Origin of the sequence: Nocardioides sp. URHA0020 (assembly GCF_000620705.1) — a bacterium.
GTDB lineage: Bacteria > Actinomycetota > Actinomycetes > Propionibacteriales > Nocardioidaceae > Nocardioides.
Genome location: NZ_KK211166.1, coordinates 460,886 through 483,496, shown reverse-complemented (window position 1 = coordinate 483,496; position 22,611 = coordinate 460,886). Strand labels below are relative to the sequence as shown.

The window sequence follows — 22,611 nt, the reverse complement described above, 5'->3', positions numbered from 1 at the left end:
CCGACCCTAGGCTGACCCGCATGCTGCTCCCACCCACGGTGGCTCACGGCGTCGCCGACGGCACGGTCACGCTGGCCTTCCGACGATGGCGCAAGCAGGACGTCGCGGTCGGCGCGACCTTCGTCACCGTCGCCGGCGTGGTCCGCGTCGACGAGGTCGAGGTGGTCGATCCGGACACGATCACCGACGAGGAGGCCGCCGCTGCGGGCTGGCCCGACGCCGCTCGGCTGCGCCGCCAGCTCGACAAGGTGGAGGGCGACCTGGCGACGTACCGCGTCATCCTGAGCTGGGCCGGGCCGGACCCGCGCGTCGCCCTGCGCGAGAGCGCGGACCTGAGCGACGAGGAGGTCGCCGTGATCGACGCCCGGCTCGAGCGGCTGGACCGCGCCAGCAGCCACGGCCCGTGGACGATGGCGACGCTCGACATCATCCGGCGCCGACCGCACACCCGTGCGCCAGACCTGGCGGCCGAGCTGGGGCGGGAGCGCGACCCGTTCAAGATCGACGTGCGCAAGCTCAAGAACCTCGGGCTCACCCGCAGCTTCGACGTCGGCTACGAGGTCTCACCCCGAGGGGTGGCTTACCTCGAAAGGACCACGCGGACACTGGTCTAGACCTATCGTGATCGATCGTGCGCCTCCTCGTCTCGGGCCTTGCCGCCCTGCTGCTCTCGCTCACCCTGCTCCCGCCGGCCGACGCCGCGCGGCCGATCGAGGGCTACGCGTCGTACGACGAACCGGTGACGTGCCACCCCAAGCCGTTCCGCGGTACGGCGTACCTCGGCCGCTGGGTCACGCACCACTACGGCGGCGGCTACGTCGGCACCGCGCGGGCGTGCGGCAAGCACCGACGGGTGACCTCGGAGCACCAGACCGGGCGCGCCTTCGACTGGTCGGCGAACGTGCGCAAGCCGGCCGACCGACGACGGGTCACGCGCCTGCTGCGCAGCCTCTTCGCGGCGGACGCGCATGGCAACCTCGATGCCCGCGCTCGCCGGATGGGCATCATGTACGTCATCTGGAACGACCGGATGTATCCCGCGTGGAACGGGTTCCGGCCCGAGCCGTACCTCTCCTCGAGCTGCCGGACCCGGAAGAAGTGCTCGAAGACCCTGCGGCACCGCGACCACGTGCACGTCTCGCTGAGCAAGCGCGGCGCCCTGGGCCGCACCAGCTTCTACGCCACGCGCCTCTGACCGACGGCTGGATCGGGCTAGACCTTGGTCGGGATCGCGGTGACGGTCCCGCCGTCGACGACGAACTCGGCCCCGGTGGCGAACGACGACTCGTCGCTGGCGAGGAAGAGCACGAACGCGGCGACCTCCTCGGGCAGGCCGGGGCGGCCGAGCGGGATCGGGATGAGGTCGACCGGCATCGCGTCGGTGGCGGGCGTGCTGATCCGGCCGGGGTGCAGCGAGTTGACGCGGATGCCGTGCGGCGCGAGCTCGAGGGCCGTGGACTTCGTCAGGCCGGTCAGTCCCCACTTCGAGGCGACGTACCCGTGCGCCCACGGTGTGCCCCGGAGGCCCTCGATCGACGAGGTGTTGATGATCGAGCCGCCGCCCGACGCGATCATGGCATCGGCGGCTGCGCGGGTGCCGAGGAACGGCCCGGTCAGGTTGACGTCGAGCATCTGCTGCCACAGCTCCTGCTGGTAGCGCTGGAGCTGGCCGCCGTTGAAGATGCCGGCGTTGTTGAAGAGGACGTGGAGCCCACCGAACTCCTCGACGGTGTGGGCGACCGCGCGCCTCCAGTCGTCGGCGTCGGTCACGTCGAGGTGGATGTAGCGCGCGGCGTCGCCGAGCTCCTCGGCCAAGGCGGCACCCTCGTCGTCGAGCAGGTCGCCGATGACGACCTTCGCTCCCTCGGCCACCAGCAGCCGGGCGCTGGCGCCGCCGATGTTGCGTGCCCCGCCGCTGATCAGCGCGACCTTGCCGTCTACACGTCCCATGCGTCGGGACGATAACTTAGTTTCCCGTCGGGTAGAACACGTTCCAGTTCGAGGGAGAACCGCATGTCGATCCGCGTCGCCCAGGTGAGCACCGGCAACGCCGGCAGGCTCACGCTGCGCCAGCTCATCGCCGACGACCGGTTCGAGCTGGTGGCCGTCTCGACGTCGACGCCGGAGAAGGTCGGCAGGGACGCGGGTGAGCTGGCGGGTGTGGACACGGTCACCGGGATCGCGGCCGTCGGTGACCTGGACGCGCTGATCGCGGCCGGCCCGCAGTGCGTCGTCTACTGCGCGATGGGCGACACCCGTCCGCGCGAGGCGACCAACGACGTACGCAGGCTGCTCGAGGCCGGCATCGACGTGGTGGGCTCGGCTCCCGGCACGCTGCAGTACCCGTGGGGCACCATGCCGCAGGCCGTGCTGGACAAGGTCGAGGCGTCGGCGCAGGCGGGCGGCGCGTCGGTCTACATCACCGGCGTCGACCCCGGCTTCGCCAGCGACCTGGTGCCGCTCGCGCTGGCCAGCACCTGCCAGCGCGTCGAGCAGATCACCTGCTACGAGCTGGCCGACTACGCGACGTACGACGGCACCGAGGTGATGTTCGACCTGATGGGCTTCGGCAGCCCCGTCGACTCCACGCCGCTGCTCTTCCTGCCCGGCGTCCTCGGGCTCGCCTGGGGCACCGCGATCCGGATGATGGCCGCCGGCCTCGGCATCGAGGTCGACGAGATCGTCGAGTTCTGGGAGGCGGAGCCGGCGCCGGAGTCCTACGACATCGCCGCCGGGCGGATCGAGAAGGGCACGATCGCGGCGCTGCACTTCTCGATCAGCGGCATGGTCGGTGGTCACCCGGCGATCGTCGTCGAGCACGTCACCCGCACCCGCGACGACCTGCGACCCGACTGGGCCCGCCCGTCCGCCGGCGGCGGCTCCTACCGGGTCGAGATCACCGGGGAGCCGTCGTACGTCGTCGACGTGGTGCCCAGCAGCGAGCACGGCGACCACAACCACGCCGCGATCGTCGCCGCCTGCGGCCGGATCGTGAACGCCATCCCGGACGTCCGCGCGGCCGCCCCCGGCATCCGGACGACGCTCGACCTGCCGCTGCCGACCGGCCGCGGGACGTACGCCGCGCCGGCAGTTTCCTAGGCGGCCGCCTTCAGCGCCTTCCTCGCCCGCTTGTCCTGCAGCCGGCGCTGCTTGGCGACGAACCCGATCGCCTGCTTCTGCACGAAGCCCGGGAAGAAGCGGCCCAGCCGCCACGCGATCCGCGCCGGACGGGGCGTGACGAGCATGGCCCGGTCGTCGGCGACGGTCTGCAGCACCTCGGCGGCGAACACGTCCGGGTCCAGCGGGTGCCGGACGCCCTGGCCCTTGAGGTAGAAGTCGCGGCCGTGGAACTTGCCGATGTAGCCCTTGTCGAGGATCGGGGTGTCCACCGCGGCCGGGCAGACGACCGTGACGCCGACGCCCTTGGCCGCCGCCTCCGTGCGCAGCGCGAGGGAGAGGCCCACCACGGCGTGCTTCGTCATGACGTACGACGTGATCAGCCCGGCCGCCATCAGCCCACCCATCGACGCGGTGTTGACGATCTGTCCCGAGCCGCGGCGGACCATGCGCGGGTACGCCGCCGCGACACCGTGCACGACACCGCGGATGTTGACGTCGATGATCGCGTTCCACTGCGCGAGCGTCAGGTCCTCCGTCTCGCCGCCGAAGGTGATGCCGGCGTTGTTGAAGAGCAGGTCCGGGTCGACGGAGTCCACCAGCGCCTGCACCGCCGCGGCGTCGGTGACGTCGAGGGCGGCGGCCCTCGCGGTGCCCGGGCCGGTGACGGACGTGACGGTGCGTGACGCGGCGACCTCGTCGAGGTCGGCGCAGACCACCTCGGCGCCGGCCGCGACCAGCGCCCGGGTCAGGGCGGCTCCGATGCCCGAGCCCGCACCGGTGACGATCGCCGTCCTGCCGGCGAAGTGCGCGTCGACGTCGGCCCTCACACGTCCCACTCGGACCGCCACCCGTCAACGGCCGAGGCCGGGCGCGAGGCCGGGCCGGTGTAGATCGCGGACGGCCGGATCAGGCGGCCGGTCGTCTTCTGCTCGAGGATGTGCGCCGACCAGCCGCCCGTGCGCGCGCAGGTGAACATCGAGGTGAACATGTGCGCGGGCACCTCCGCGAAGTCGAGCACGATCGCGGCCCAGAACTCCACGTTGGTCTCGAGCACCCGGTCGGGCCGGCGTTCGCGGAGCTCGGCGAGCGCCGCCTGCTCCAGTGCCTCGGCGACGGCGTAGCGCGGGGCGTCCAGCTCCTTCGCCGTACGACGCAGCACCCGGGCGCGCGGGTCCTCGGCGCGGTAGACGCGGTGGCCGAAGCCCATCAGCCGCTCGCCGCTGTCGAGCAGCTCCTTGACGTACGACGTCGCGTCACCGTCGCGCTTCTCGACCTCCTCGATCATGCCGAGCACGCGCGAGGGGGCGCCGCCGTGCAGCGGTCCGCTCATCGCCCCGATCGCGCCGGAGAAGGCGGCCGCGACGTCCGCGCCGGTCGAGGTGATCACCCGGGCGGTGAAGGTCGAGGCGTTCATGCCGTGCTCGGCCGCCGAGCTCCAGTAGGCGTCGATCGCCTTGACGTGCTTGGGATCCGCCTCGCCCTTCCAGCGGATCAGGAACTTCTCCGCGAGGGTCCGACCCTCGTCGACGAGCCGCTGCGGCACGACGGCCTGGTGGAGCCCGCGGGCCGACTGCGCGGCGTACGACAGGACCATGACGGCCACCCGGCCGAGGTCCTCGCGGGCCTGCTCGTCGCTGATGTCGTAGGTCTGGCCGAAGCCGAAGGCCGGTGCGAGCATCGCGACCGCCGCCTGCACGTCGACGCGTACGTCGCCGGTGTGGACCGGGAGGTTGTAGGGCTCGGCGGGGGAGAGGCCGGGGGTGTAGCTGCCGTCGATGAGCAGCCCCCACACGTTCTCGAACGGGACCCGGCCGACGATGTCCTCGATGTCCACGCCGCGGTAGCGCAGCGCCGAGCCCTCCTTGTCGGGCTCCGCGATCTGCGTCTCGAAGGCGACGACGCCCTCCAGTCCGTGGTGTACCTCGGTCATCGGGCTCCTCAGGTCGAAGTTGACGGGCGTCAGGCGCCGCCCCGCATTGTGCACCCGGGCCGCGACTAGGGTCGAGGGCATGGCTCCTCTCGACCTCTCCGCCCTGCGCGAGGACTACGCCCGCGACGGCCTCGACGAGTCGGATCTCGCGGCCGACCCGTTCGCGATGTTCGAGCGCTGGATGGGCGAGGCGCACGCGGCGATCCACCACGACGCCAACGCGATGGTGGTCAGCACGGTCGGCCCCGACGGAGCGCCGTCCTCGCGGATGGTGCTGCTCAAGGGCGTCTCCGCCGACGGCTTCGTCTTCTTCACCAACACCGCGTCCCGCAAGGGGTCCGAGCTCGCGGCCAACCCGCGGTGCGCCCTGCTGCTGCCCTGGCACGTGCTGGAGCGCCAGGTCCGCGTCGACGGCGTCGCGAGCCCGCTCCCGCGCGCCGACGTCGAGGCCTACTTCTCCAGCCGTCCGCACGGCTCCCAGCTCGGGGCCGTCGCCTCGCACCAGTCCCAGGTGGTGTCGGGACGCGCGGAGCTCGAGGCGGCGTACGCCGACGCCGACGCCCGCTACCCGGACGACGTGCCGACCCCCGAGGAGTGGGGCGGGTACGTCGTACGCCCCGAGGTCGTGGAGTTCTGGCAGGGGCGCACGTCGCGCCTGCACGACCGGCTCGTCTACCGCCGTACGCCGACCGGGTGGGTGACGGAGCGGCTGGCCCCCTAGGGCGCTGCTCGGGAAAGGGGCTTGTGAGTGAGTGCTCACTCACTCTAGGATCCGTCGGGTGTCCCCCCGTGCCCGCCCGATGTCGCCCGACGAGCGTCGGGCCCACCTCACCGACGTCGCCCTCCGGCTGCTGCGCCTGCACGGCCGCGACGTGACGACCCGCCAGATCGCGGAGGCCGCCGGGATCGCGGAGGGGACCGTCTTCCGGGCGTTCGCCTCGAAGGAGGAGCTGCTCGACGCGGCGATCTCCCGGGCCTTCGAGCCGGGGGACCTGGTCGCCCGGCTCGAGGAGATCGACCGGGAGCTGCCGCTGCGCGAGCGGCTGGTGACGCTGGTCGCGATCATGCAGCAGCGGTTCCGGGCCACCTTCGACCTGATGCAGAAGATGGGCCTGGTCCGCCCGCCCACGCACCTCCACGACGCCGAGGCGGCCGCCGCCTGGCGCAAGCGCCTCGAGGGCCTGCTCGGCGAGGTCGTGGCCGGCGACGCCGACCAGCTCGTCGTACCTCTCGAGCACTTCATCCACGTCCTGCGCCTGCTCACCTTCGCGGGCAGCCACGAGCACATCGCCGACGGTCGGCTGCTCACCCCCGACGAGATCGTCGACACCGTCCTGCTCGGACTCCAGAGGAGAGACCCATGCTGATCCGCCTTCTCCGCGAGCGACTCGCGCCGTACAAGCTCTGGCTGACGATCGTCGTCGTCCTGCAGTTCATCGGCGTCGTCGCGATGCTCTACCTGCCGTCGCTCAACGCCGACATCATCGACAACGGCGTCGTCACCGGCGACACCGGCTACATCCTGCGCATCGGCGCGATCATGCTCGGCGTCTCGCTGGTGCAGATCGTGTGCTCGGTGACCGCGGTGTGGTTCGGGGCGCGGACCGCGATGGGCTTCGGCCGCGACGTGCGCACCGCGCTCTTCCACCGGGTCGGGAGCTTCTCCACCAAGGAGGTCCAGCACTTCGGGGCCCCGTCGCTGATCACCCGCAGCACCAACGACGTGCAGCAGGTGCAGATGCTGGTGCTGATGGCCTGCACGATCGCGGTGTCCTCGCCGATCATGATGGTCGGCGGCGTCTTCATGGCGCTGCGCGAGGACATGGGTCTCGGCTGGATCCTGGCCGTCGTCGTGCCCGCGCTCTTCGTCAGCGTCGGCTTCGTGGTCAGCAAGATGGTCCCGAACTTCCGCAAGATGCAGACCCGCATCGACGAGATCAACCGGGTGCTGCGCGAGCAGATCACCGGCATCCGGGTGGTCCGCGCGTTCGTGCGGGAGCCCTACGAGACCAAGCGGTTCGGCGAGGCGAACGCCGACCTCACCGACGTCGCCGTGCGTGCCGGCCGGTGGATGGCCACCATGTTCCCGCTGGTGATCCTCGTCGTGAACGTCTCCAGCGTCGCGGTCATCTGGTTCGGCGGGCACCGGGTCGACAGCGGCCAGATGCAGGTCGGCGCGCTGACGGCGTTCCTGTCCTACCTGATGCAGATCCTGATGTCGGTGATGATGGCGACCTTCATGCTGATGATGATCCCGCGTGCCGCCGTGTGCGGAGATCGCATCGCTGAGGTGCTCGACACGCACACCTCCGTCGCGCCGCCCGAGGACCCGATCGCGCCCGACCCGGCGCTGCGCGGCCACCTCGACGTGGAGCACGTGACCTTCGCCTACCCGGGCGCCGAGGAGCCGGTCCTGAGCGACGTCTCCTTCTCCGCGCGCCCGGGGCAGACCATCGCGGTCATCGGCTCGACCGGTGCCGGCAAGTCGACCCTGGTCAACCTCGTCCCGCGTCTCTTCGACGCGACCGAGGGCGTCGTCCGCGTCGGTGGGTGCGACGTACGACGCGTCGACCCCGACCTGCTGTGGGACCAGATCGGGCTGGTGCCGCAGAAGGCGTACCTCTTCAGCGGCACGGTCCGCAGCAACCTGCAGTACGGCAAGCCGGACGCGACCGACGACGAGATGTGGGCGGCGCTCGAGGTGGCGCAGGGCCGCGACTTCGTCGAGGCCCTGCCCGACGGGCTCGACTCCCCGGTCGTCCAGGGCGGCACGAACTTCTCCGGCGGTCAGCGGCAGCGGCTCGCGATCGCGCGGGCCCTGATCCGCCGACCCGGGATCTACCTCTTCGACGACTCCTTCTCGGCGCTCGACCTCGCCACGGACGCCCGGTTGCGGGCCGCCCTCAGGCCCACCACCGCCGACGCGACCGTGGTCATCGTCGCCCAGCGCGTCACGACGATCATCGACGCCGACCTGATCCTGGTGCTCGAGGACGGCCGCGTCGTCGGTCGGGGCACCCATCGCGAGCTGCTCGAGAGCTGCGAGACCTACCAGGAGATCGTCTCCTCCCAGATGACGGCCGAGGAAGCAGCATGAGCACCCCGGAGAAGCCCAAGAAGCAGGAGTTCGAGGCCACCGAGCGGATCGAGGCGCCCCAGGGCGGACCCGGCCGTGGCCCGATGGGCGGCGGCATGGTGGGCCAGAAGGCGATGACCTTCGGCCCGTCCGCCAAGCGGCTGGTCAGCCAGATGCGACCCGACCGCGCCAAGGCGATCGCGGTGGTGCTGCTCGGCATCCTCAGCGTCGCGCTGATGTCGGTCGGGCCGCGCATCCTCGGCCACGGCACGGACCTGATCTTCTCGGGGCTGATCAGCCGCGGGATCCCGGCCGGCGTCAGCCAGGACCAGGCCGTCGAGGAGCTGCGGGCCACGGGTGACGACCGGCAGGCCGACATGCTGGCCGCGATGGACCACGTCGTACCCGGTCAGGGCGTCGACTTCGCGGCGCTCGGGCACGTGCTGATGATCGTGCTCGCGATCTACGCCGGCGCCTCGTTGCTGGCCTGGATGCAGGGCTACATCCTCAACGGCGTCGTGCAGAGCACGATCTTCCGGATGCGCTCGGACGTCGAGGACAAGATCAACCGGCTGCCGCTCGGCTACTTCGACCGGTCGCCGCGCGGTGAGCTGCTGAGCCGGGTCACCAACGACATCGACAACGTCAGCCAGACCCTGCAGCAGACGATGAGCCAGCTGCTCACCTCGCTGATGACGGTGCTAGCCGTGCTCGGGATGATGTTCTGGATCTCGCCGCTGCTCGCGCTCGTGGCGCTGGTCGCCGTCCCTCTGTCCCTGCTGGTGACCCGCGCGATCATGAAGCGCTCCCAGGGCCAGTTCGTCGCCCAGTGGCGGCGTACGGGCAAGCTCAACGCGCAGATCGAGGAGGCCTACTCCGGCCACGCGCTGGTCAAGGTCTTCGGTCGCCAGGCCGAGGTCGAGGAGCGCTTCGCCGCCGAGAACGACGAGCTCTACAAGGTCAGCTTCGGCGCCCAGTTCGTCAGCGGGCTGATCATGCCGTCGATCATGTTCATCGGGAACCTCAACTACGTCGTGATCGCCGTGATCGGCGGCCTGCGGGTGTCGAGCGGGTCACTCTCGCTCGGCGACGTGCAGGCGTTCGTGCAGTACAGCCGGCAGTTCACGCAGCCCCTGACGACGGTGGCGTCGATGGCCAACCTGCTGCAGTCGGGCGTGGCCTCGGCCGAGCGGGTCTTCGAGCTGCTCGACGCCGACGAGGAGCCGTCCGACGCCCCGGAGCTGGCCGTCGCCGCCGTACGCCGCGGCGAGGTCGCCTTCGAGCACGTCTCGTTCCGGTACGACGAGGACCGGCCGCTGATCACCGACCTCTCCCTGGTCGCGCGGCCCGGTCAGACGGTCGCGATCGTCGGGCCGACCGGAGCCGGCAAGACCACGCTGGTCAACCTGGTGATGCGGTTCTACGACCTCGACTCCGGCCGGATCACCATCGACGGGGTCGATATCACCGGCATGCCGCGCTCAGCGCTGCGCGGCCAGATCGGGATGGTGCTCCAGGACACCTGGCTCTTCGAGGGCACCATCCGCGACAACATCGCCTACGGTCGCCCCGACGCCACCGAGGAGCAGATCCTCGAGGCCGCGCGGGCGACGTTCGTGGACCGGTTCGTGCACTCGCTGCCCGACGGCTACGACACGGTCATCGACGAGGAGGGCTCCAACCTGTCGGCGGGCGAGCGCCAGCTGGTCACGATCGCGCGGGCGTTCCTGACCAACCCGGCGCTGCTGATCCTCGACGAGGCCACGAGCTCGGTCGACACCCGCACCGAGCTGCTCCTGCAGCAGGCGATGGCCGCGCTGCGCACCGACCGCACCAGCTTCGTGATCGCCCACCGGCTGAGCACGATCCGCGACGCCGACCTGATCCTCGTGATGGAGGACGGCGCGATCGTCGAGCAGGGCAACCACGACGAGCTGCTGCTCGCGGACGGTGCCTACTCGCGGCTCTACCACGCCCAGTTCACCGCTGCGGCGCTCGAGGTGGAGGTCGTCTGAGGGTCGGGTGGGGGTTGCGGCGCGGCTGGTGACTGTTTCACCGGTGCACCGGTGAAACCGTCACTTCTCGGGCGATGCAACGCCCGAGAAGTGACGGGACTGCCCGAGAAGTGGGGCGGTCGTGGCGACCCAGCGCGTGGCGGCCTCGGCGCTCCACCGGTACGGCGAGCCTCCGATCGGGGTGCGCCCGAGGTGCGGGCGGCAGCCCCGAAAGGGGAGTCGAGAGAAATTCCCTTGAAGAGCCCCGACCGGCGATCTACCGTTGTCGTACACGGGAAAGGAGGTGGTCCGAAGAATGAGTTCTTCTAGGACGCGTGAGGTGGCTGCCCGCTAGCAGCCCATCAGCACCAGGCTGCTGGTGAATTCCAAGCAGTCACCCGACCCGCAGGCGATCCGGTCATCACGTCCACCGGAGCCGGGCCCACCAGGGCCCGAACGCCTGCGGGTCGCTGCTTGTCCGGCGCCGGTCAGGCCGCCTCGGTCTCCCCGAGCTCCTCGGCGCTCATCTCGGCGCCCGTCCCCGCGCTCATCCCCGCGGACTCCGCCGGGTCGTACTCCCCGGCCGCCTCGGCGGCGGCCAGTGCGGCAGCGGCCTTCTCAGCCGCCTCGGCCGCCTTGTTGGCGGCCACCGTCGACTCGACGATGCCCGCCACGATCGAGCCGACCAGCCACACCCCGGCCATGCACACCAGCAGCCGCACGAGCGCGACGTCCAGCGACAGCGTGCCGTCCACCTGCGCGGCGTACAGGGCCGGGGAGCCGACCCCCAGCGTGCCGATCAGGACCGGCCACGAGATGGGGCTCATACGGTGACCGCCAGCCGGTTCTCGGCCGTGACGACACCCTCGGAGCGGATCTGGTCGGCCCCGGTGAGCTCCTGGTAGGACAGGACCGCGAGCCCCGGGACGATCGGGCTGACGAGCCGGCGCAGCGAGGCCCGCACCTGGGGCGCGCAGACCAGCACCGGGCGGATGTTGCGGTTCTCGACGTCCTGCGCGAGCTGGGCGAGGTTGCGCATCAGCGCCTGGCTGGTCTCGGGGTCGAGCGCGATGCCCTGGCCGTACTCGCTGGGGCGCAGCGACTCGAGGATCTGCTGCTCCAGCTGGGGCTCGAGGGTGAGGACGTGCAGGGTGCGGTCCACGACGTACGGCGCCGCGATGGCCGGGCCGAGGGCCTGCCGGGCGGCGTCGACGAGCGGGTCGAGCTCCTTGGTGCGCGTGGCCCGCAACGACAGGGCCTCGAAGATCCGGACCAGGTCGCGGATCGACACGCTCTCGTCGAGCAGCTCCTGCAGCACGCTCTGGATCTCGCCCAGGCTCAGCTGCGTGGGGGTCAGCTCCTCCACCACGACCGGGTGGCTGCGCTTCACGACGTCGGCGAGCATCCGCACGTCCTCGCGGCCGAGCAGGCGGCCGGCGTGCTGGGTGATGACCTCGGCGAGGTGGGTGGTGATGACCGACGCACGGTCGACGACGGTCGCGCCGCTGAGCTCGGCCTGGCTGCGGAGCTCGGCGGGGATCCACTTCGCCTCCAGCCCGAAGACCGGCTCCTGGGTCGGCTGGCCCGGCAGCGAGCCGAGGAAGTCGCCGATCGCGAGGACCGTGCCCGGAGGCGCCTCGCCGCGGGCGACCTCGATGCCGAAGAGCAGGATCGCGTAGCTCCGGCTGGGGAGCTGCAGGTTGTCGCGGGTGCGCACGGGCGGGGCCACGATGCCCAGGTCGGTCGCGATCTTGCGGCGCAGCGCCTTGACCCGGTCGAGCAGGTCGCCGCCGCTGCTGGGGTCGACCAGGTCGATCATGTCGGCGGCCAGCTCCAGGCCGAGGGGATCCACCTGGATCTCCACGGCCAGCATCTCGGGGGTGTCGGGGGAGACCAGCGCCTGCTGGATCTGCTCGGTCTCGGCGGCCTCCTCCTTGGCGGCGGCTCCGGCGCGGGACGAGGCGACGAGCATCAGTCCGCCGGCGACGATGAAGGGCAGCTTGGGCAGGCCGGGGATCAGGCACAGCCCGAGCGCGCCGAACCCGGCCACGCGCAGCGGCATCTGGTTGGCCATCAGCTGGCGGACGATGTCGGAGCCCATGTCGTTGTCGTTGACCGACCGGGTCACGATCAGGCCGGTCGCCACCGAGAGCAGCAGGGCCGGGATCTGGGAGACTAGGCCGTCACCGATCGACAGCAGGCTGTACGTCGTCACCGCCTCGCCGAACGGCATCCCCATCTGCCCGACGCCGATCGCGAAACCACCGATCAGGTTGACGAGCGTGATGATGATGGCCGCGATGGCGTCACCCTTCACGAACTTCGACGCACCGTCCATCGAGCCGTAGAAGTCGGCCTCGGCGTGCACCTCCGCCCGACGGCGTCGGGCCTCGTCCTCGTCGATGAGGCCGGAGTTCAGGTCCGCGTCGATGGCCATCTGCTTGCCGGGCATCGCGTCCAGGGTGAAGCGCGCGCCCACCTCCGCGACTCGTCCGGCACCGTTGGTGATGACGACGAACTGGATGACGAGCAGGATCGCGAACACGATCAGGCCGACGATCAGCGAGCCGCCGACGACGAAGTGGCCGAACGTGTCGATCACCTTGCCGGCGAAGCCGTTGAGCAGGACCAGCCGGGTGGCGCTGACGTTGAGCGCGAGCCGGAAGAGCGTCATCACGAGCAGCACGGCCGGGAAGGCGGCGAAGTCGAGCGGCTTGTGCACGAACATCGCCGTCATCAGCACGAGCAGCGCACCGGTGATGTTGAGCGCGATCAGCAGGTCGAGCACGGCGGCCGGCAGCGGGACCACCAGCATGACGACGATCATCACGATGCCGATGGGCACACCGAGCTGGTTCATCCGCTTCACGGTCGGTCCTCCAGGAGTTCGAACGGGTCGAGCACAGGACTGTGCGCGCCGTCCGTGGCACCGATCTGTGACTCCGTCCTGGGGTCCAGGGGGTTCATCGGCCGGCGAGGGCAGCGCCTGAGGCATTCCGGCGACGATGTCCGTGCGGGGTCACCGCGGGCAGCTCGCCCTCGGGCCGCGGGCTCGTGTGCTCCCCGCCCCACTGGCCGTGGGTACGCCGACTGATCACGAACGCGAGCACGTGGGCGACCGCCGCGAAGAGCTCGGCGGGGATCTCCTGGCCGACCGTGGTCGAGCTGTAGAGAGCGCGGGCGAGCGGGATGTCCCGCACGAGCGGCACCCGGGCCTCACCGGCCTTCTCCCGGATGGCGGTCGCGATCACGCCGGCGCCGCGGGCGACCACGCGGGGGGCGCCGCGCTGGGGGTCGTAGCGCAGCGCGACGGCGACGTGGGTCGGGTTGACGAGGACGAAGTCAGCGGTCGGGACGTCCGCCATCATCCGGTTGCGTGAGGCGGCGAGCTGTCGCGACCGGATGGCGCCCTTGAGCATCGGGTCACCCTCGGACTGCTTGTGCTCCTGCTTGACCTCCTCCTTGGTCATCCGCGCCTGCTTGCCGACCAGCCGGCGTTGCATGACGTAGTCGGCCGCGCCGAGCACGATCCCGACCACGGCGACGTTGCGGATCATCGACAGGGCGCTGGCGGCCGTCTGGTCGAGCACCACCTGGACCGGGACGAAGCCACCGACCATCGGCATCGCAGCCTTGATCGTCATCCACACGAGGACCACCACGACGGCGCTGCGCACCAGCATCTTCGCGGCCTCCCAGAAGGCGCGCACGCCGAACATCCGCTTGATGCCCTGGAGGGGGTTGAGCTTGGACAGCTTCGGCTTCACCGAGCTGGAGGCGATGTAGAAGCCGCCCTGGGCGATCGCGCCGGCGACGCCGACCAGCATGACTCCGGTGCCGAGGAGCAGCAGGGCCACCAGGACGTGCCACAGGCCCTGTCCGAGCAGCCCGAGCGCCTTCTCGACATCTGCCTCGCCGCCCATGCTGAGGCTGGCCGCCATCAGGTTCTGCAGCGCCGTCGCCTCGCGCCCGAGCAGCTTGGGCAGGGCCACCGCGAAGAGCGCGAGCGCCGACCAGGCCCCCAGCTCCTGGGTGCGCGGGACCTTGCCCTCCTTGCGGTTCTGCTTGTTCTTCTTGGATGTCGCCTTCTCGGACTTCTCCTCGCTCACCGGATGCTCACCCCACTCCCGACAACGTCGACATCGCCTGGGTCGACAGGTCGACCATCCGGTCGAGGGCGTGGGGGATGACCGGGAACGAGAGACCGACGAGCAGGAGCGTCAGACCGATCTTGACCGGGAACATGACGGTCATCGCCTGCATCTGCGGCGCGACCTTGGTGAGCAGGGCAAGGCCGACGTCGGCGAGGAAGAGCACGGCGATCATGGGCAGCGCGATCTGGACCGCGGTGGTGAAGAAGAGGCCGAACGCCGTCAGGAAGACGTCGGGTGCGCTGCTCCAGTCGGGCGAGGTGCCCAGGGGCAGGAACTTGAAGGTCTGCAGCAGTCCCCCGATCACCATCAGGTGACCGCCGCTCACGAAGAGCAAGACCGTGGCGAGCATCTGGTGGAACTTGCCGAAGACGGTCGTGGAGTTCATCGACAGCGGGTCGAAGCCCTGCGCCAGGGAGAACCCGCCGAACACGTCGATCAGGCTTCCGGCCGCCGCGATCGCGGCCAGCAGGAGGTAGGTGACGAAGCCCATCGCGACCCCGATCAGCACCTGGGTGGCGACGTTGAGCAGCAGTCCGACGGTGTCGAGGGGGATGCTGTCGCCGTTGGGCACGACGGCGAAGGCCAGGCCCAGCGACACGACCACCTTGACCATCGACGGCACCGTCCGGCCGGAGAACGGCGGTACGACGGCCAGCCAGGCGACGATGCGCACGGAGGCCAGGAGGTAGGCCACGAGGGGCTCCCCCGAGATGGTGAGGGTCATCGGCGGGTGCGCTCGGTCCTCAGCCCAACAACGACGGGATGCCGTCGAAGAGGTCGTTCGTGAAGGACACCAGGGTGTGCATCATCCAGTTGCCGCACAGCAGCAGGGCGATGCCGACGCCGACCAGCTTGGGCACGAACGCGAGCGTGACCTCCTGGATCTGGGTCAGCGACTGGAAGAGCGAGACCGTGAAGCCGATGACGAGGGACGTCACCAGGATCGGGGCAGAGAGCTTGAGGGCGACCAGCATCGTCTGCAGGGCGATGTGGATGATGGCAGTGTCAGACATGGCGCCTACCCGTAGCTCGCGACGAGGGACTTGATGACGAGGGCCCAGCCGTCGACCATCACGAACAGCAACAGCTTGAAGGGCAGTGACACCATCACCGGCGGCATCATCATCATGCCGAGCGCCATCAGCGCCCCGCTCACCACCAGGTCGATGACCAGGAACGGGATGAAGATGATGAACCCGATGATGAAGGCCTGCTTCAGCTCGGTCAGCACGAAGGCCGGGATCAGCGTCGCGGTCGAGACCTCGGTGCGGTCGGTCGGCAGGTCGCGGTCGGCCACGTTGGTGAGCAGCTCGAGCTCGTCGTCGTCGGTGTTCTCGAGCATGAACCCGCGCAGCGGCTCCATGCCGGTCTGCAGCGCGGTCCCCGCGCTGAGCTCACCGGCCAGGTAGGGCTGGAGGGCGATGTCGTTGATCTCGCTGAGCACCGGACCCATCACGAAGAGGCTGAGGAAGAGGGCCAGCCCGGCGAGCACCTGGTTGGGCGGGGTCTGCTGGAGACCGAGCGCGTTGCGGGTCAGGCCGAGCACCACGAAGATCTTGGTGAAGGCCGTGCAGCTGAGCAGGATCGCCGGGAGCAGGGAGACCAGGGTGAGCCCGATCAGCACCGTGACCGACGAGCTCGGGGCGTTGGTCAGTCCATCGAGGTCGATGGTGACGTTGGAGCCCCCGGTGGCTCCGGTCGGGCCCGTCGGGCCGGCCGGGCTGGTCGGGTCGGCCCGGGCCGCCAGCGGCAGCACGACGGCCGGGATCACGACGGTGACGACGAGCGCGCTCAGCAGGGTGACGGCGCGGCGTACGGCGGCGATCACGATGCCTTCCCGGTGGCTGCGGCGAGCGCCTGGCGCCAGGTGTCGAGGCTGAGGACCGAGCCCGCGAGGGCGCCGGTCGCAGCGCCGGCCGTGGCCGGGGGCCTGGGGGCGGCGGGGGCGGCCGGGACGGCCGGGACGGCCGGGACGGCCTGCAGGGCGTAGGAGTCTGCGCTGTCGAGGCTGTCGAGGCTGTCGAGGCTGTCGAGGTCGTCGAGCCCGGTGAGTGCGGTGAGCTCAGGGAGCTCGGCCGGCAGGTGCTCCATGATCTCGTCGGGCTCCAGCTCGGCGAGGACCCGGACCTGGTGCTCGGTGGTGCCCAGGACGAGGACGCGGGTGCCCACGGAGATGACCGAGACGGCGGTGCCGCGCGAGAGGTGCTGGCGGTGCAGCACCTGGACCATGGACTCCTTGCCGCCGCGGAAGCGACGGGCGCCGAACTTGGTCAGCAGCAGGAGGAGACCCAGGACGACGGCCAGGGAGAAGACCAACCGGATAGCGAGCTCGAGCATGTCTGCCGGTCAGCTCGCTGCCGCGTCGACGGCGATCTCGGTGATGCGAAGACCGAAGTCCTCGTCGATGACCACGACCTCGCCGCGGGCGATGAGGCGGCCGTTCACGAGCAGGTCGGCCGGGCTCCCCGCTGCGCGGTCCAGCTCCAGGACGGCTCCGGGGGTCAGGTCGAGCAGGTCGCGCACCGTCATCCGGGTGCGACCGATCTCGACGGTCACCTCCATGTCGACGCCGTGCAGCAGCTCGATGCCCGGGGTGCTGCGGGTCGTCGGGTCGAGGTGGCCGACCGAGGACAGGACGTTGCCGGGCGCGGCGTCGTCGGGCCCGTCGAGGGCGATGGCCTCGGCGGACAGCTCGACGTTGTGGGCGCCGGCCAGGACGTTGTCGGGCACCAGGACCGCGGCGGCGACCGAGGTGGCGTTGAGGAACGCGACCGAGAAGGGGGAGGTGACGTCACGGTCGACCTCGCCGAGCGCGACCTCGCGGGCAGCGCCGACCCGGCCGTGCAGGGCGGAGGCGACCGCGTCGAGCGTGGGCTGCAGCGCCGCGGCGAGGTCGAGTCCGCCGAGCGGGCTCTCGGCCAGGGCGGCGACCAGCTCCTGGCCGACCAGCACGGCGATCCGGCCGGGGACCGCGGCGTCGAGGTCCGCGATGACGGCGCCGGCGAAGGGGCCGGCGATCTTGGGGTCGCCCGGCGCGATCGTGCCGACGGTCAGCGGCTCGTTGGACGGCAGCACCGCCGCTCCGGCGGCTGCAGCGGTGCTGAGCACGAGCTCGGCAGCGGTGTTCTTCGTGGTCACGGGGTCTCCTTGGGGGTGCCTACGATCAGGGCGGCGAGCCGGAACCCACTGGTTCCGGCGCTGGCATGCGCGAAGTTGATGCCGTCCACCACCACCTCGAGGGGTGCGGACGCGGGATGGTTGAGACGGATGGCGTCGCCGGGCTGCAGCGCGGCGAGGTCGCCGGGGCTCAGCGTGGTCGGGCGGAGCCGGACGGTGACGTCGACGGGGACGCGCTGGAACTGGTCCTTGAGCACCGCTGCTGACCGGGCGCGCTGGGCGCGCTCACGGTCCGACACCGGCGCCGGCGCCGCGGCGCGGAGGAGGTGGGGGAGCAGGCCCGAGAACGGCATGCACATGGACATCCGGAACGAGCGCTCGTTGAGCTTCAGCTCGAGGTGCACGGCGACCATGACGTCCGAGGCGCCGGCCACCTGGGCGAACTGCGGGCTGTACTCGACGCCGGTGATGACCGGCTCGAACGCCACGATCGACGCCATCGAGTAGCGCAGCTCGTGGAGCAGACGCTCGATCAGGCCCCGGGAGACCCCGGTCTCGATCTCCGTCAGCGGACGCTCGGGCTGGTCGTCACGACCCGGGCCGCCGAGCATGTGGTCGACGGCGGTCATCACGGCGGTGAGCGGGATCTCGAGCACGCACTTGCTGAGCAGCGGCTCGGCCGAGAAGATCGTGAGGTACGTCGTGCCCTCGAGCGAGTCGACGTACTCCGCGTAGCTGCTCTGCTCGATCCCGGTCAGCGTCACCGCGCAGACGGTGCGCAGGGACGACGTCATCACGGTCGTGGCCTGACGGCAGAAGCCGTCCAGCGCGACCTGGAGCATCCGCGAGTGCTCTCGCGAGAGTTGGATCGGACGCCGGAAGTCGTAGAGGACGGGCTCCGTCGGGGCACGACGACCGCCCCGGTCCGCCACGAGGGCGCCGGGGGGTGAGTCAGGGGTATCTGAGGGCGGCACGGAGAGACGAATCGGCTCCGTGCGCCCCTACCTGAGCGATTGTGTCGAGGTGACCTGGATCACCGTGCGGCAGCGGTGCCTCACTGGGTCACGAACTCGGTGAAGTAGACGTCCATCACCTCCCCCTCGTAGCTCTCCTTGAGCTTGTCGGCCAGCTTCTCCTTGAGCTCGTCGCGACGGGCCGGCTGCGACAGGTTCGCCATCTTGCGCCCGCTGAACATGTCGATCGCGGCGTCGAGCGCCTTGCTGCCGTCGACGTCGTCGGCGACGGCGTCGGTCGTCAGCTGCAGGGCCAGGCCCAGCCGCAGGTAGTGCCCACCCGCGAGGTTCACCTGGGTCGAGTCCAGGGTCACGATCTCGCCGGGCTCGATCTTCTTGGGCGGGGACGGCTTCAGCACGAAGAACCAGGCGGCGCCGGCGACGACGACGAGCACGCCGACCAGGATCAGGACCTTCTTGAGGATCCCGCGCGAGCCGCCCTCCTCCTCGGTGCCCTCCGCCTTGTCCTCGGCCTTGTCGGCTGTCTTGGTCGCCATGTCATCCCCGTCCTTGCTGGCCGGTGCCCGCGGCCGTGTCGTCGATCGTGTGGCCGGCGTCGTTGCTGGCTCCCGTGCTGTCGGTCGTGCTGCTGGACTTGCTGGTGGTGGTGCTGGCCGTGGTGCCGGTCGTGGTGGGCGCCTTGGCCGGACCCCGTCCGGACGCGATGTCGTCGAGCAGGTCCTGGGTGTTGCTGTCGACGTCGGGGAGGACGACGATGTCCACCCGCTTGTTGACGTCCTGCGCGCGCGGTCGGGCCGGGTTGACCAGGGGCCGCTCGTGACCGAACGCGGAGACCGAGAGCCGGGACGCCGGCACGTGGTTCCTCTCGTTGAGCCGGCGCAGCACCGTGACCGCACGCGCGGCCGACAGGTCCCAGTCGGTGGCGAAGTAGCGCGGGTGGACCTTGACCTGGTTGGTGTGCCCGTCGATGCGGAGCTGCTCCGTCAGGCCACGCAGCACCGGCGCGAGGGTGTCGACCACCTTCCGCCCGCGAGGACTCAGCTGGGCGACGTCGGGCTGGAAGACCACGTGCTTCGACACCAGGCTGACGACCAGGCCGCGCTCGTCGATCACCGCCTGGACGTCCTCGGTGAGCCCCCTCTTCGCGAGGGCGGAGCGGATCTTGCGGCGTACCCGCTCGAGACGGTTGTACTCCGTGCGGGCGGCGGCGTACGCCGCGCTCTCGGTCGTGCTCTTGCCCGCGCCTGCGGCCGCGGTCTCCTTTGACTTCTCGACCGCCTGCACGACCGCCTCCTGCTGCGCGGTGCTGAGGTTCGCGAAGAGGTTGGGGGTGTTCGGGCTCAGGTCCTCCATCTTCTCCTGGAGGATCGAGTCGGAGCCCTTCAGCACCGAGTCCTTCGACCCGAAGCCGTCGGCGAGCCCGTTCTTGAGCGCGTTGTACTTCGTCTGGTCCACCTGGCTCATCGCGAACATGACGATGAAGAGCACCATCAGCAGCGTCAGCATGTCGGCGTACGTGACGAGCCACCGCTCGTGGTTGACGTGCTCCTCCGGCTCCACGTGCTTCTGCCGGCGACCGTGCCGGGCGGGTGGGGGCGTCATCACGCAGCCTCGGGCTCGCGCTGGTCGGCAGGGAGGAGCGACTGCAGCCGCTGGGCGACGACACGCGGGTTCGAGCCGGCCTGCAGGGCGGCGACGCCCTCGATGATCAGCTCCATCCGCGCGGTCTCGAGCTCGCCCAGGCGCAGGATGCGCGCACCGACCGGCAGGAAGAAGACGTTGGCGGACATGACGCCCCACAGGGTGGCCACGAACGCGCCGGCGATGAGGTGGCCGAGCTCCTCGGGCTGGGCGAGGTTCTCCAGCACGTGCACCAGCCCCATGACGGTGCCGATGATGCCGATGGTCGGGGCGTAGGCGCCGGCCGCGTTGAAGAACTTGGCGGCCTGCTTGGCCTCGGCGCGTACGGCGATCACCTCGGCCTCGAGGATGTCGCGGACCTCCTCGGGGTCGGTGCCGTCGATCGCCATGGTCAGACCACGCGACAGGAACGGCTCGTCCACCTCGGTCAGCGCGTCCTCGAGGGCCAGCAGACCCTCGCGGCGGGCCTTCTCCGACAGCGAGACCAGGGTGGGCACCAGCACCGCGGCGTTCTGCGCCGAGCCGGTGAAGGCCTTCTTCAGACCGCGTACGGCGAGCTTCGAGTCGGCGATGGTGCCGCCGGCGAGCGAGATCATGACGGTGCCGCCCACGACGAGGAGGATCGGCGGGATGAGCATCAAGCTCATCGGGTTGCCGCCCTCCATCACGTTGGCGACGACGATGAAGACCAGGGCGCCGATGACGCCGATCAGGGTTGCCGGATCCATCAGTCGTCCGTTTCGTCGAGGGCCAGCCCGAGCCGTGCCGTCGGGTGTTCGAAGACGGTGCCGAGATGGGTCGGCCTCGTCTGGTTGCGTGCCCAGACATCGAGATCGATCGCGGTGCTCATCGCGAGCACCTCGCCGCGATGGCGGCGGACCGACGTGAGGACCTCGTCGAGAGACTCGACGACGACGTACTTCTTGCCGTCGACCAGCGTGACCACAGTGTCGGGCGTGGCGTCGACGCGCTCGATCAGATCGCAGTTCAGGGCGAACTTGGTCCCCGAGAGTCGCGTAAGCGTGATCATGTTGCACCGTCCTTGGGCCTTGCGCAGAGCGCCGTCCGTGGCGACTCGAGATGTCCATCGGCCAGCGACACGGTGACCTGAGGGGTGTCGCTCCGCCGACACACGCGGGCGCCGGGCGGGGCGCCCGCGTGCTGGTCGGGCTGGGTCGTGCCGGGCCGTGCCCGAGCAGGCGTCAGCGCTTGATGTTGACGAGCTCCTCGAGGACCTGGTCGGAGGTCGTGATGACGCGGGAGCTGGCCTGGAAGCCGCGCTGGGCGAGGATCAGGTTGGTGAACTCCTGCGCGAGGTCGACGTTCGACATCTCGACCGAGCCGGGGACGATCTCGCCGCGGCTGCCCTCGCCCGCGACGCCGTACTGCACGCCGCCGGAGTTGGAGGAGGCGCGGAAGCTGGTGCCGCCGACCTTCTCGAGACCCATCGGGTTCTTGAAGTCCGCGATCGCGACCTGGGCGATGACCTTGCGGGTGTCGTCGTCGAAGGTGGCGGTGATCTTGCCGTCGGCGCTGATCTCGTAGGACTTCAGCGCGTGGCCGGCGCCGTCGTCGGTCGGCAGCGTGATCTGGGTCGGGGCGACGGTCGGGTCGTACGCGCCGGTGGCATCGAACGTCGTGTAGCCCTGCACCAGGCCGCCGCCGGGCGCGGCCAGGTTGGCGTCCTGGTCGAACGAGAAGGCACCGGCCCGGGTGTAGACCTCGTCGGCACCCTTCTTGACGACGAACATGCCGTCGCCCTGGATCATCATGTCCGTGACCCGACCGGTGGTCTGGTTGGAGCCCTGGTTGAAGTTGGTGTTGGTCGAGGCGAGCTGGACGCCCAGTCCGACCTGGATCGGGTTCCTGCCGCCGCGGCCGTTGGCGGCGTCGGGCGCCGAGGCCGAGGTGAGCATCTGCGACAGGGTGTCGGAGAAGACCGTCGAGCTGGACTTGAAGCCGACGGTGTTGGCGTTGGCGATGTTGTTGCCGGTCACGTCGAGCATGGCCTGGTTGACGCGCAGGCCGCTGATGCCGGCGAAGAGGGAGCGAAGCATGGTGGGTCTCCTGGTGCTCGGGAAGGTGGGGTGAAGGTGGGCGTGCGGGTGGGTCAGCCGGCGGTGGCCGGCGGCGTGCTCGGGGTGGCCGGGGTGGCCGGCGGCGTGCTCGGGGTGGCGGTCGGGGTGGCGGTCGCGGAGATGGACTGGACCTGGCCGAGCGAGACGCTGGCGCCGTCGACCACGAGCATGGGTCCGCTCTCGTCGTACGTCACCGAGCCGACGAGTCCGGACTTCGCGGATCCGTCCCGGTCCAGGTAGGTCACGTTCTTGCCGACCATCCCGGCCGCGCCGAACGAGATCTGGGCGGACAGCAGCGCTGCCGTCTGGTCGGCGACGTCCTGCATCTTCTCCAGCGCCGTGAACTGGGCGTTCTGCGCCATCATCTGCGAGGAGTCGGTCGGGTTCGACGGATCCTGGTAGCGCAGCTGCGCCACCATCAGGTTCAGGAACATGGTCTTGTCGGCGCTGTTCGCGGTGGTCGTCGTGGCGGGCTGGTAGAGCCCCGCGTTCGTGACGGCCTCAGTTGCTGAGACGGACATGGCCGC

At 70.4% G+C, this 22,611-nt stretch carries 25 protein-coding genes; 7 read left to right on the top strand and 18 right to left on the bottom strand.

The genetic code is table 11. From position 1 onward, the window contains the following. Positions 1-20 precede the first annotated feature (20 nt). The gene (locus N542_RS23735; protein WP_036506610.1) at positions 21-614 is read left to right on the top strand and encodes a hypothetical protein; all 594 of its coding nucleotides are present in this window, start codon (positions 21-23) and stop codon (positions 612-614) included. 17 nt (positions 615-631) lie between these two features. After that, positions 632-1,195, top strand: a complete 564-nt coding sequence (locus N542_RS0106830; protein WP_028643288.1) for a hypothetical protein — start codon at positions 632-634, stop codon at positions 1,193-1,195. A 17-nt stretch (positions 1,196-1,212) separates the two neighbouring features. Here the strand turns inward: N542_RS0106830 and N542_RS0106825 are convergent, their stop codons facing one another. Beyond that, on the bottom strand, positions 1,213-1,950 hold the full coding sequence (locus N542_RS0106825; RefSeq protein ID WP_028643287.1) for a glucose 1-dehydrogenase: 738 nt from the start codon (positions 1,948-1,950) through the stop codon (positions 1,213-1,215). Between the two features lie 63 nt (positions 1,951-2,013). Between N542_RS0106825 and N542_RS0106820 the strand changes: the two genes are divergently transcribed. Next, complete coding sequence (locus tag N542_RS0106820; protein ID WP_028643286.1) at positions 2,014-3,099, top strand: NAD(P)H-dependent amine dehydrogenase family protein; 1,086 nt, start codon at positions 2,014-2,016, stop codon at positions 3,097-3,099. Here N542_RS0106820 and N542_RS0106815 read toward each other — a convergent pair. Beyond that, positions 3,096-3,947 (bottom strand): SDR family NAD(P)-dependent oxidoreductase, encoded by an 852-nt coding sequence (locus N542_RS0106815; protein WP_197025883.1) that lies wholly within the window; start codon positions 3,945-3,947, stop codon positions 3,096-3,098. The genes N542_RS0106820 and N542_RS0106815 overlap by 4 nt on opposite strands. Further along, positions 3,944-5,050: a citrate synthase 2 gene (locus N542_RS0106810; protein ID WP_028643284.1), complete on the bottom strand. Its 1,107-nt coding sequence runs from the start codon at positions 5,048-5,050 to the stop codon at positions 3,944-3,946. Before N542_RS0106810 ends, N542_RS0106815 begins: the two co-directional genes overlap by 4 nt. 79 nt (positions 5,051-5,129) lie before the next feature. On the opposite strand from N542_RS0106810, the gene pdxH reads away from it, so the two are divergent. From pdxH to N542_RS0106790, 4 genes are read left to right on the top strand one after another with little or no spacing between them, the layout of a single operon-like run. After that, positions 5,130-5,771, top strand: coding sequence for a pyridoxamine 5'-phosphate oxidase (gene pdxH / locus N542_RS0106805; protein ID WP_028643283.1), 642 nt, complete (start codon positions 5,130-5,132; stop codon positions 5,769-5,771). Between the two features lie 58 nt (positions 5,772-5,829). Next, positions 5,830-6,417: a TetR/AcrR family transcriptional regulator gene (locus N542_RS27795; RefSeq protein WP_197025882.1), complete on the top strand. Its 588-nt coding sequence runs from the start codon at positions 5,830-5,832 to the stop codon at positions 6,415-6,417. Then, entirely contained in the window at positions 6,411-8,147 is a 1,737-nt protein-coding gene (locus tag N542_RS0106795) for an ABC transporter ATP-binding protein (RefSeq protein ID WP_028643281.1), read from the top strand. The genes N542_RS27795 and N542_RS0106795 overlap by 7 nt, the downstream gene beginning before the upstream one ends. After that, positions 8,144-10,141: an ABC transporter ATP-binding protein gene (locus N542_RS0106790; RefSeq protein WP_028643280.1), complete on the top strand. Its 1,998-nt coding sequence runs from the start codon at positions 8,144-8,146 to the stop codon at positions 10,139-10,141. The genes N542_RS0106795 and N542_RS0106790 overlap by 4 nt, the downstream gene beginning before the upstream one ends. 467 nt (positions 10,142-10,608) lie before the next feature. On the opposite strand, the gene N542_RS0106785 is transcribed toward N542_RS0106790, so the two are convergent. The 15 genes from N542_RS0106785 to N542_RS23715 form a co-directional block, all read right to left on the bottom strand. Then, positions 10,609-10,947: a hypothetical protein gene (locus N542_RS0106785; RefSeq protein WP_028643279.1), complete on the bottom strand. Its 339-nt coding sequence runs from the start codon at positions 10,945-10,947 to the stop codon at positions 10,609-10,611. Next, positions 10,944-12,980 carry a flagellar biosynthesis protein FlhA gene (gene flhA, locus N542_RS0106780; protein WP_155992877.1) on the bottom strand — a complete coding sequence of 679 codons (2,037 nt, stop codon included), beginning with the start codon at positions 12,978-12,980 and terminating at the stop codon, positions 10,944-10,946. Before flhA ends, N542_RS0106785 begins: the two co-directional genes overlap by 4 nt. A 103-nt stretch (positions 12,981-13,083) precedes the next feature. Next, on the bottom strand, positions 13,084-14,229 hold the full coding sequence (locus tag N542_RS0106770) for an EscU/YscU/HrcU family type III secretion system export apparatus switch protein (RefSeq protein ID WP_028643277.1): 1,146 nt from the start codon (positions 14,227-14,229) through the stop codon (positions 13,084-13,086). A gap of 7 nt (positions 14,230-14,236) precedes the next feature. Next, positions 14,237-14,998 (bottom strand): flagellar biosynthetic protein FliR, encoded by a 762-nt coding sequence (locus N542_RS0106765; protein WP_028643276.1) that lies wholly within the window; start codon positions 14,996-14,998, stop codon positions 14,237-14,239. A gap of 19 nt (positions 14,999-15,017) precedes the next feature. Then, positions 15,018-15,287: a flagellar biosynthesis protein FliQ gene (gene fliQ / locus N542_RS0106760; RefSeq protein ID WP_028643275.1), complete on the bottom strand. Its 270-nt coding sequence runs from the start codon at positions 15,285-15,287 to the stop codon at positions 15,018-15,020. A 5-nt stretch (positions 15,288-15,292) separates the two neighbouring features. Then, positions 15,293-16,102, bottom strand: a complete 810-nt coding sequence (gene fliP, locus N542_RS0106755; RefSeq protein WP_028643274.1) for a flagellar type III secretion system pore protein FliP — start codon at positions 16,100-16,102, stop codon at positions 15,293-15,295. Then, on the bottom strand, positions 16,099-16,611 hold the full coding sequence (locus N542_RS26475; protein ID WP_051551463.1) for a flagellar biosynthetic protein FliO: 513 nt from the start codon (positions 16,609-16,611) through the stop codon (positions 16,099-16,101). The genes fliP and N542_RS26475 overlap by 4 nt, the downstream gene beginning before the upstream one ends. Before the next feature lie 9 nt (positions 16,612-16,620). After that, positions 16,621-17,412, bottom strand: a complete 792-nt coding sequence (gene fliN, locus N542_RS0106745; RefSeq protein WP_028643273.1) for a flagellar motor switch protein FliN — start codon at positions 17,410-17,412, stop codon at positions 16,621-16,623. After that, entirely contained in the window at positions 17,409-18,365 is a 957-nt protein-coding gene (locus N542_RS23725) for a flagellar motor switch protein FliM (protein WP_269319762.1), read from the bottom strand. The genes fliN and N542_RS23725 overlap by 4 nt, the downstream gene beginning before the upstream one ends. 80 nt (positions 18,366-18,445) lie before the next feature. Then, complete coding sequence (locus N542_RS0106735; RefSeq protein ID WP_028643272.1) at positions 18,446-18,901, bottom strand: flagellar basal body-associated FliL family protein; 456 nt, start codon at positions 18,899-18,901, stop codon at positions 18,446-18,448. A 1-nt stretch (position 18,902) separates the two neighbouring features. Continuing rightward, complete coding sequence (locus N542_RS23720) at positions 18,903-19,967, bottom strand: OmpA/MotB family protein (RefSeq protein ID WP_081795047.1); 1,065 nt, start codon at positions 19,965-19,967, stop codon at positions 18,903-18,905. Further along, complete coding sequence (locus N542_RS0106725; RefSeq protein ID WP_028643271.1) at positions 19,967-20,734, bottom strand: motility protein A; 768 nt, start codon at positions 20,732-20,734, stop codon at positions 19,967-19,969. The genes N542_RS23720 and N542_RS0106725 overlap by 1 nt, the downstream gene beginning before the upstream one ends. Next, positions 20,734-21,036, bottom strand: a complete 303-nt coding sequence (locus tag N542_RS0106720) for a flagellar FlbD family protein (RefSeq protein WP_028643270.1) — start codon at positions 21,034-21,036, stop codon at positions 20,734-20,736. Before N542_RS0106720 ends, N542_RS0106725 begins: the two co-directional genes overlap by 1 nt. Positions 21,037-21,208: 172 nt before the next feature. Beyond that, positions 21,209-22,063 (bottom strand): flagellar hook-basal body complex protein, encoded by an 855-nt coding sequence (locus N542_RS0106715; protein ID WP_028643269.1) that lies wholly within the window; start codon positions 22,061-22,063, stop codon positions 21,209-21,211. Between the two features lie 53 nt (positions 22,064-22,116). After that, positions 22,117-22,605 (bottom strand): flagellar hook assembly protein FlgD, encoded by a 489-nt coding sequence (locus tag N542_RS23715; protein ID WP_051551460.1) that lies wholly within the window; start codon positions 22,603-22,605, stop codon positions 22,117-22,119. Positions 22,606-22,611: the final 6 nt, after the last annotated feature.

Excerpts from the sequence above, each read along its gene's own strand:
- N542_RS0106795 (WP_028643281.1), top strand. The coding sequence starts at position 6,411 with ATGCTGATCCGCCTTCTCCGCGAGCGACTCGCGCCGTACAAGCTCTGG.
- N542_RS0106810 (WP_028643284.1), bottom strand. The coding sequence starts at position 5,050 with ATGACCGAGGTACACCACGGACTGGAGGGCGTCGTCGCCTTCGAGACG.
- N542_RS0106765 (WP_028643276.1), bottom strand. The coding sequence starts at position 14,998 with ATGACCCTCACCATCTCGGGGGAGCCCCTCGTGGCCTACCTCCTGGCC.
- flhA (WP_155992877.1), bottom strand. The coding sequence starts at position 12,980 with ATGAACCAGCTCGGTGTGCCCATCGGCATCGTGATGATCGTCGTCATG.
- N542_RS23735 (WP_036506610.1), top strand. The coding sequence starts at position 21 with ATGCTGCTCCCACCCACGGTGGCTCACGGCGTCGCCGACGGCACGGTC.
- N542_RS0106790 (WP_028643280.1), top strand. The coding sequence starts at position 8,144 with ATGAGCACCCCGGAGAAGCCCAAGAAGCAGGAGTTCGAGGCCACCGAG.
- N542_RS0106720 (WP_028643270.1), bottom strand. The coding sequence starts at position 21,036 with ATGATCACGCTTACGCGACTCTCGGGGACCAAGTTCGCCCTGAACTGC.
- N542_RS0106725 (WP_028643271.1), bottom strand. The coding sequence starts at position 20,734 with ATGGATCCGGCAACCCTGATCGGCGTCATCGGCGCCCTGGTCTTCATC.
- N542_RS0106715 (WP_028643269.1), bottom strand. The coding sequence starts at position 22,063 with ATGCTTCGCTCCCTCTTCGCCGGCATCAGCGGCCTGCGCGTCAACCAG.
- N542_RS23715 (WP_051551460.1), bottom strand. The coding sequence starts at position 22,605 with ATGTCCGTCTCAGCAACTGAGGCCGTCACGAACGCGGGGCTCTACCAG.
- N542_RS0106820 (WP_028643286.1), top strand. The coding sequence starts at position 2,014 with ATGTCGATCCGCGTCGCCCAGGTGAGCACCGGCAACGCCGGCAGGCTC.
- N542_RS0106735 (WP_028643272.1), bottom strand. The coding sequence starts at position 18,901 with ATGGCGACCAAGACAGCCGACAAGGCCGAGGACAAGGCGGAGGGCACC.
- pdxH (WP_028643283.1), top strand. The coding sequence starts at position 5,130 with ATGGCTCCTCTCGACCTCTCCGCCCTGCGCGAGGACTACGCCCGCGAC.
- N542_RS26475 (WP_051551463.1), bottom strand. The coding sequence starts at position 16,611 with ATGCTCGAGCTCGCTATCCGGTTGGTCTTCTCCCTGGCCGTCGTCCTG.
- N542_RS0106825 (WP_028643287.1), bottom strand. The coding sequence starts at position 1,950 with ATGGGACGTGTAGACGGCAAGGTCGCGCTGATCAGCGGCGGGGCACGC.
- N542_RS0106785 (WP_028643279.1), bottom strand. The coding sequence starts at position 10,947 with ATGAGCCCCATCTCGTGGCCGGTCCTGATCGGCACGCTGGGGGTCGGC.
- fliQ (WP_028643275.1), bottom strand. The coding sequence starts at position 15,287 with ATGTCTGACACTGCCATCATCCACATCGCCCTGCAGACGATGCTGGTC.
- N542_RS23720 (WP_081795047.1), bottom strand. The coding sequence starts at position 19,967 with ATGACGCCCCCACCCGCCCGGCACGGTCGCCGGCAGAAGCACGTGGAG.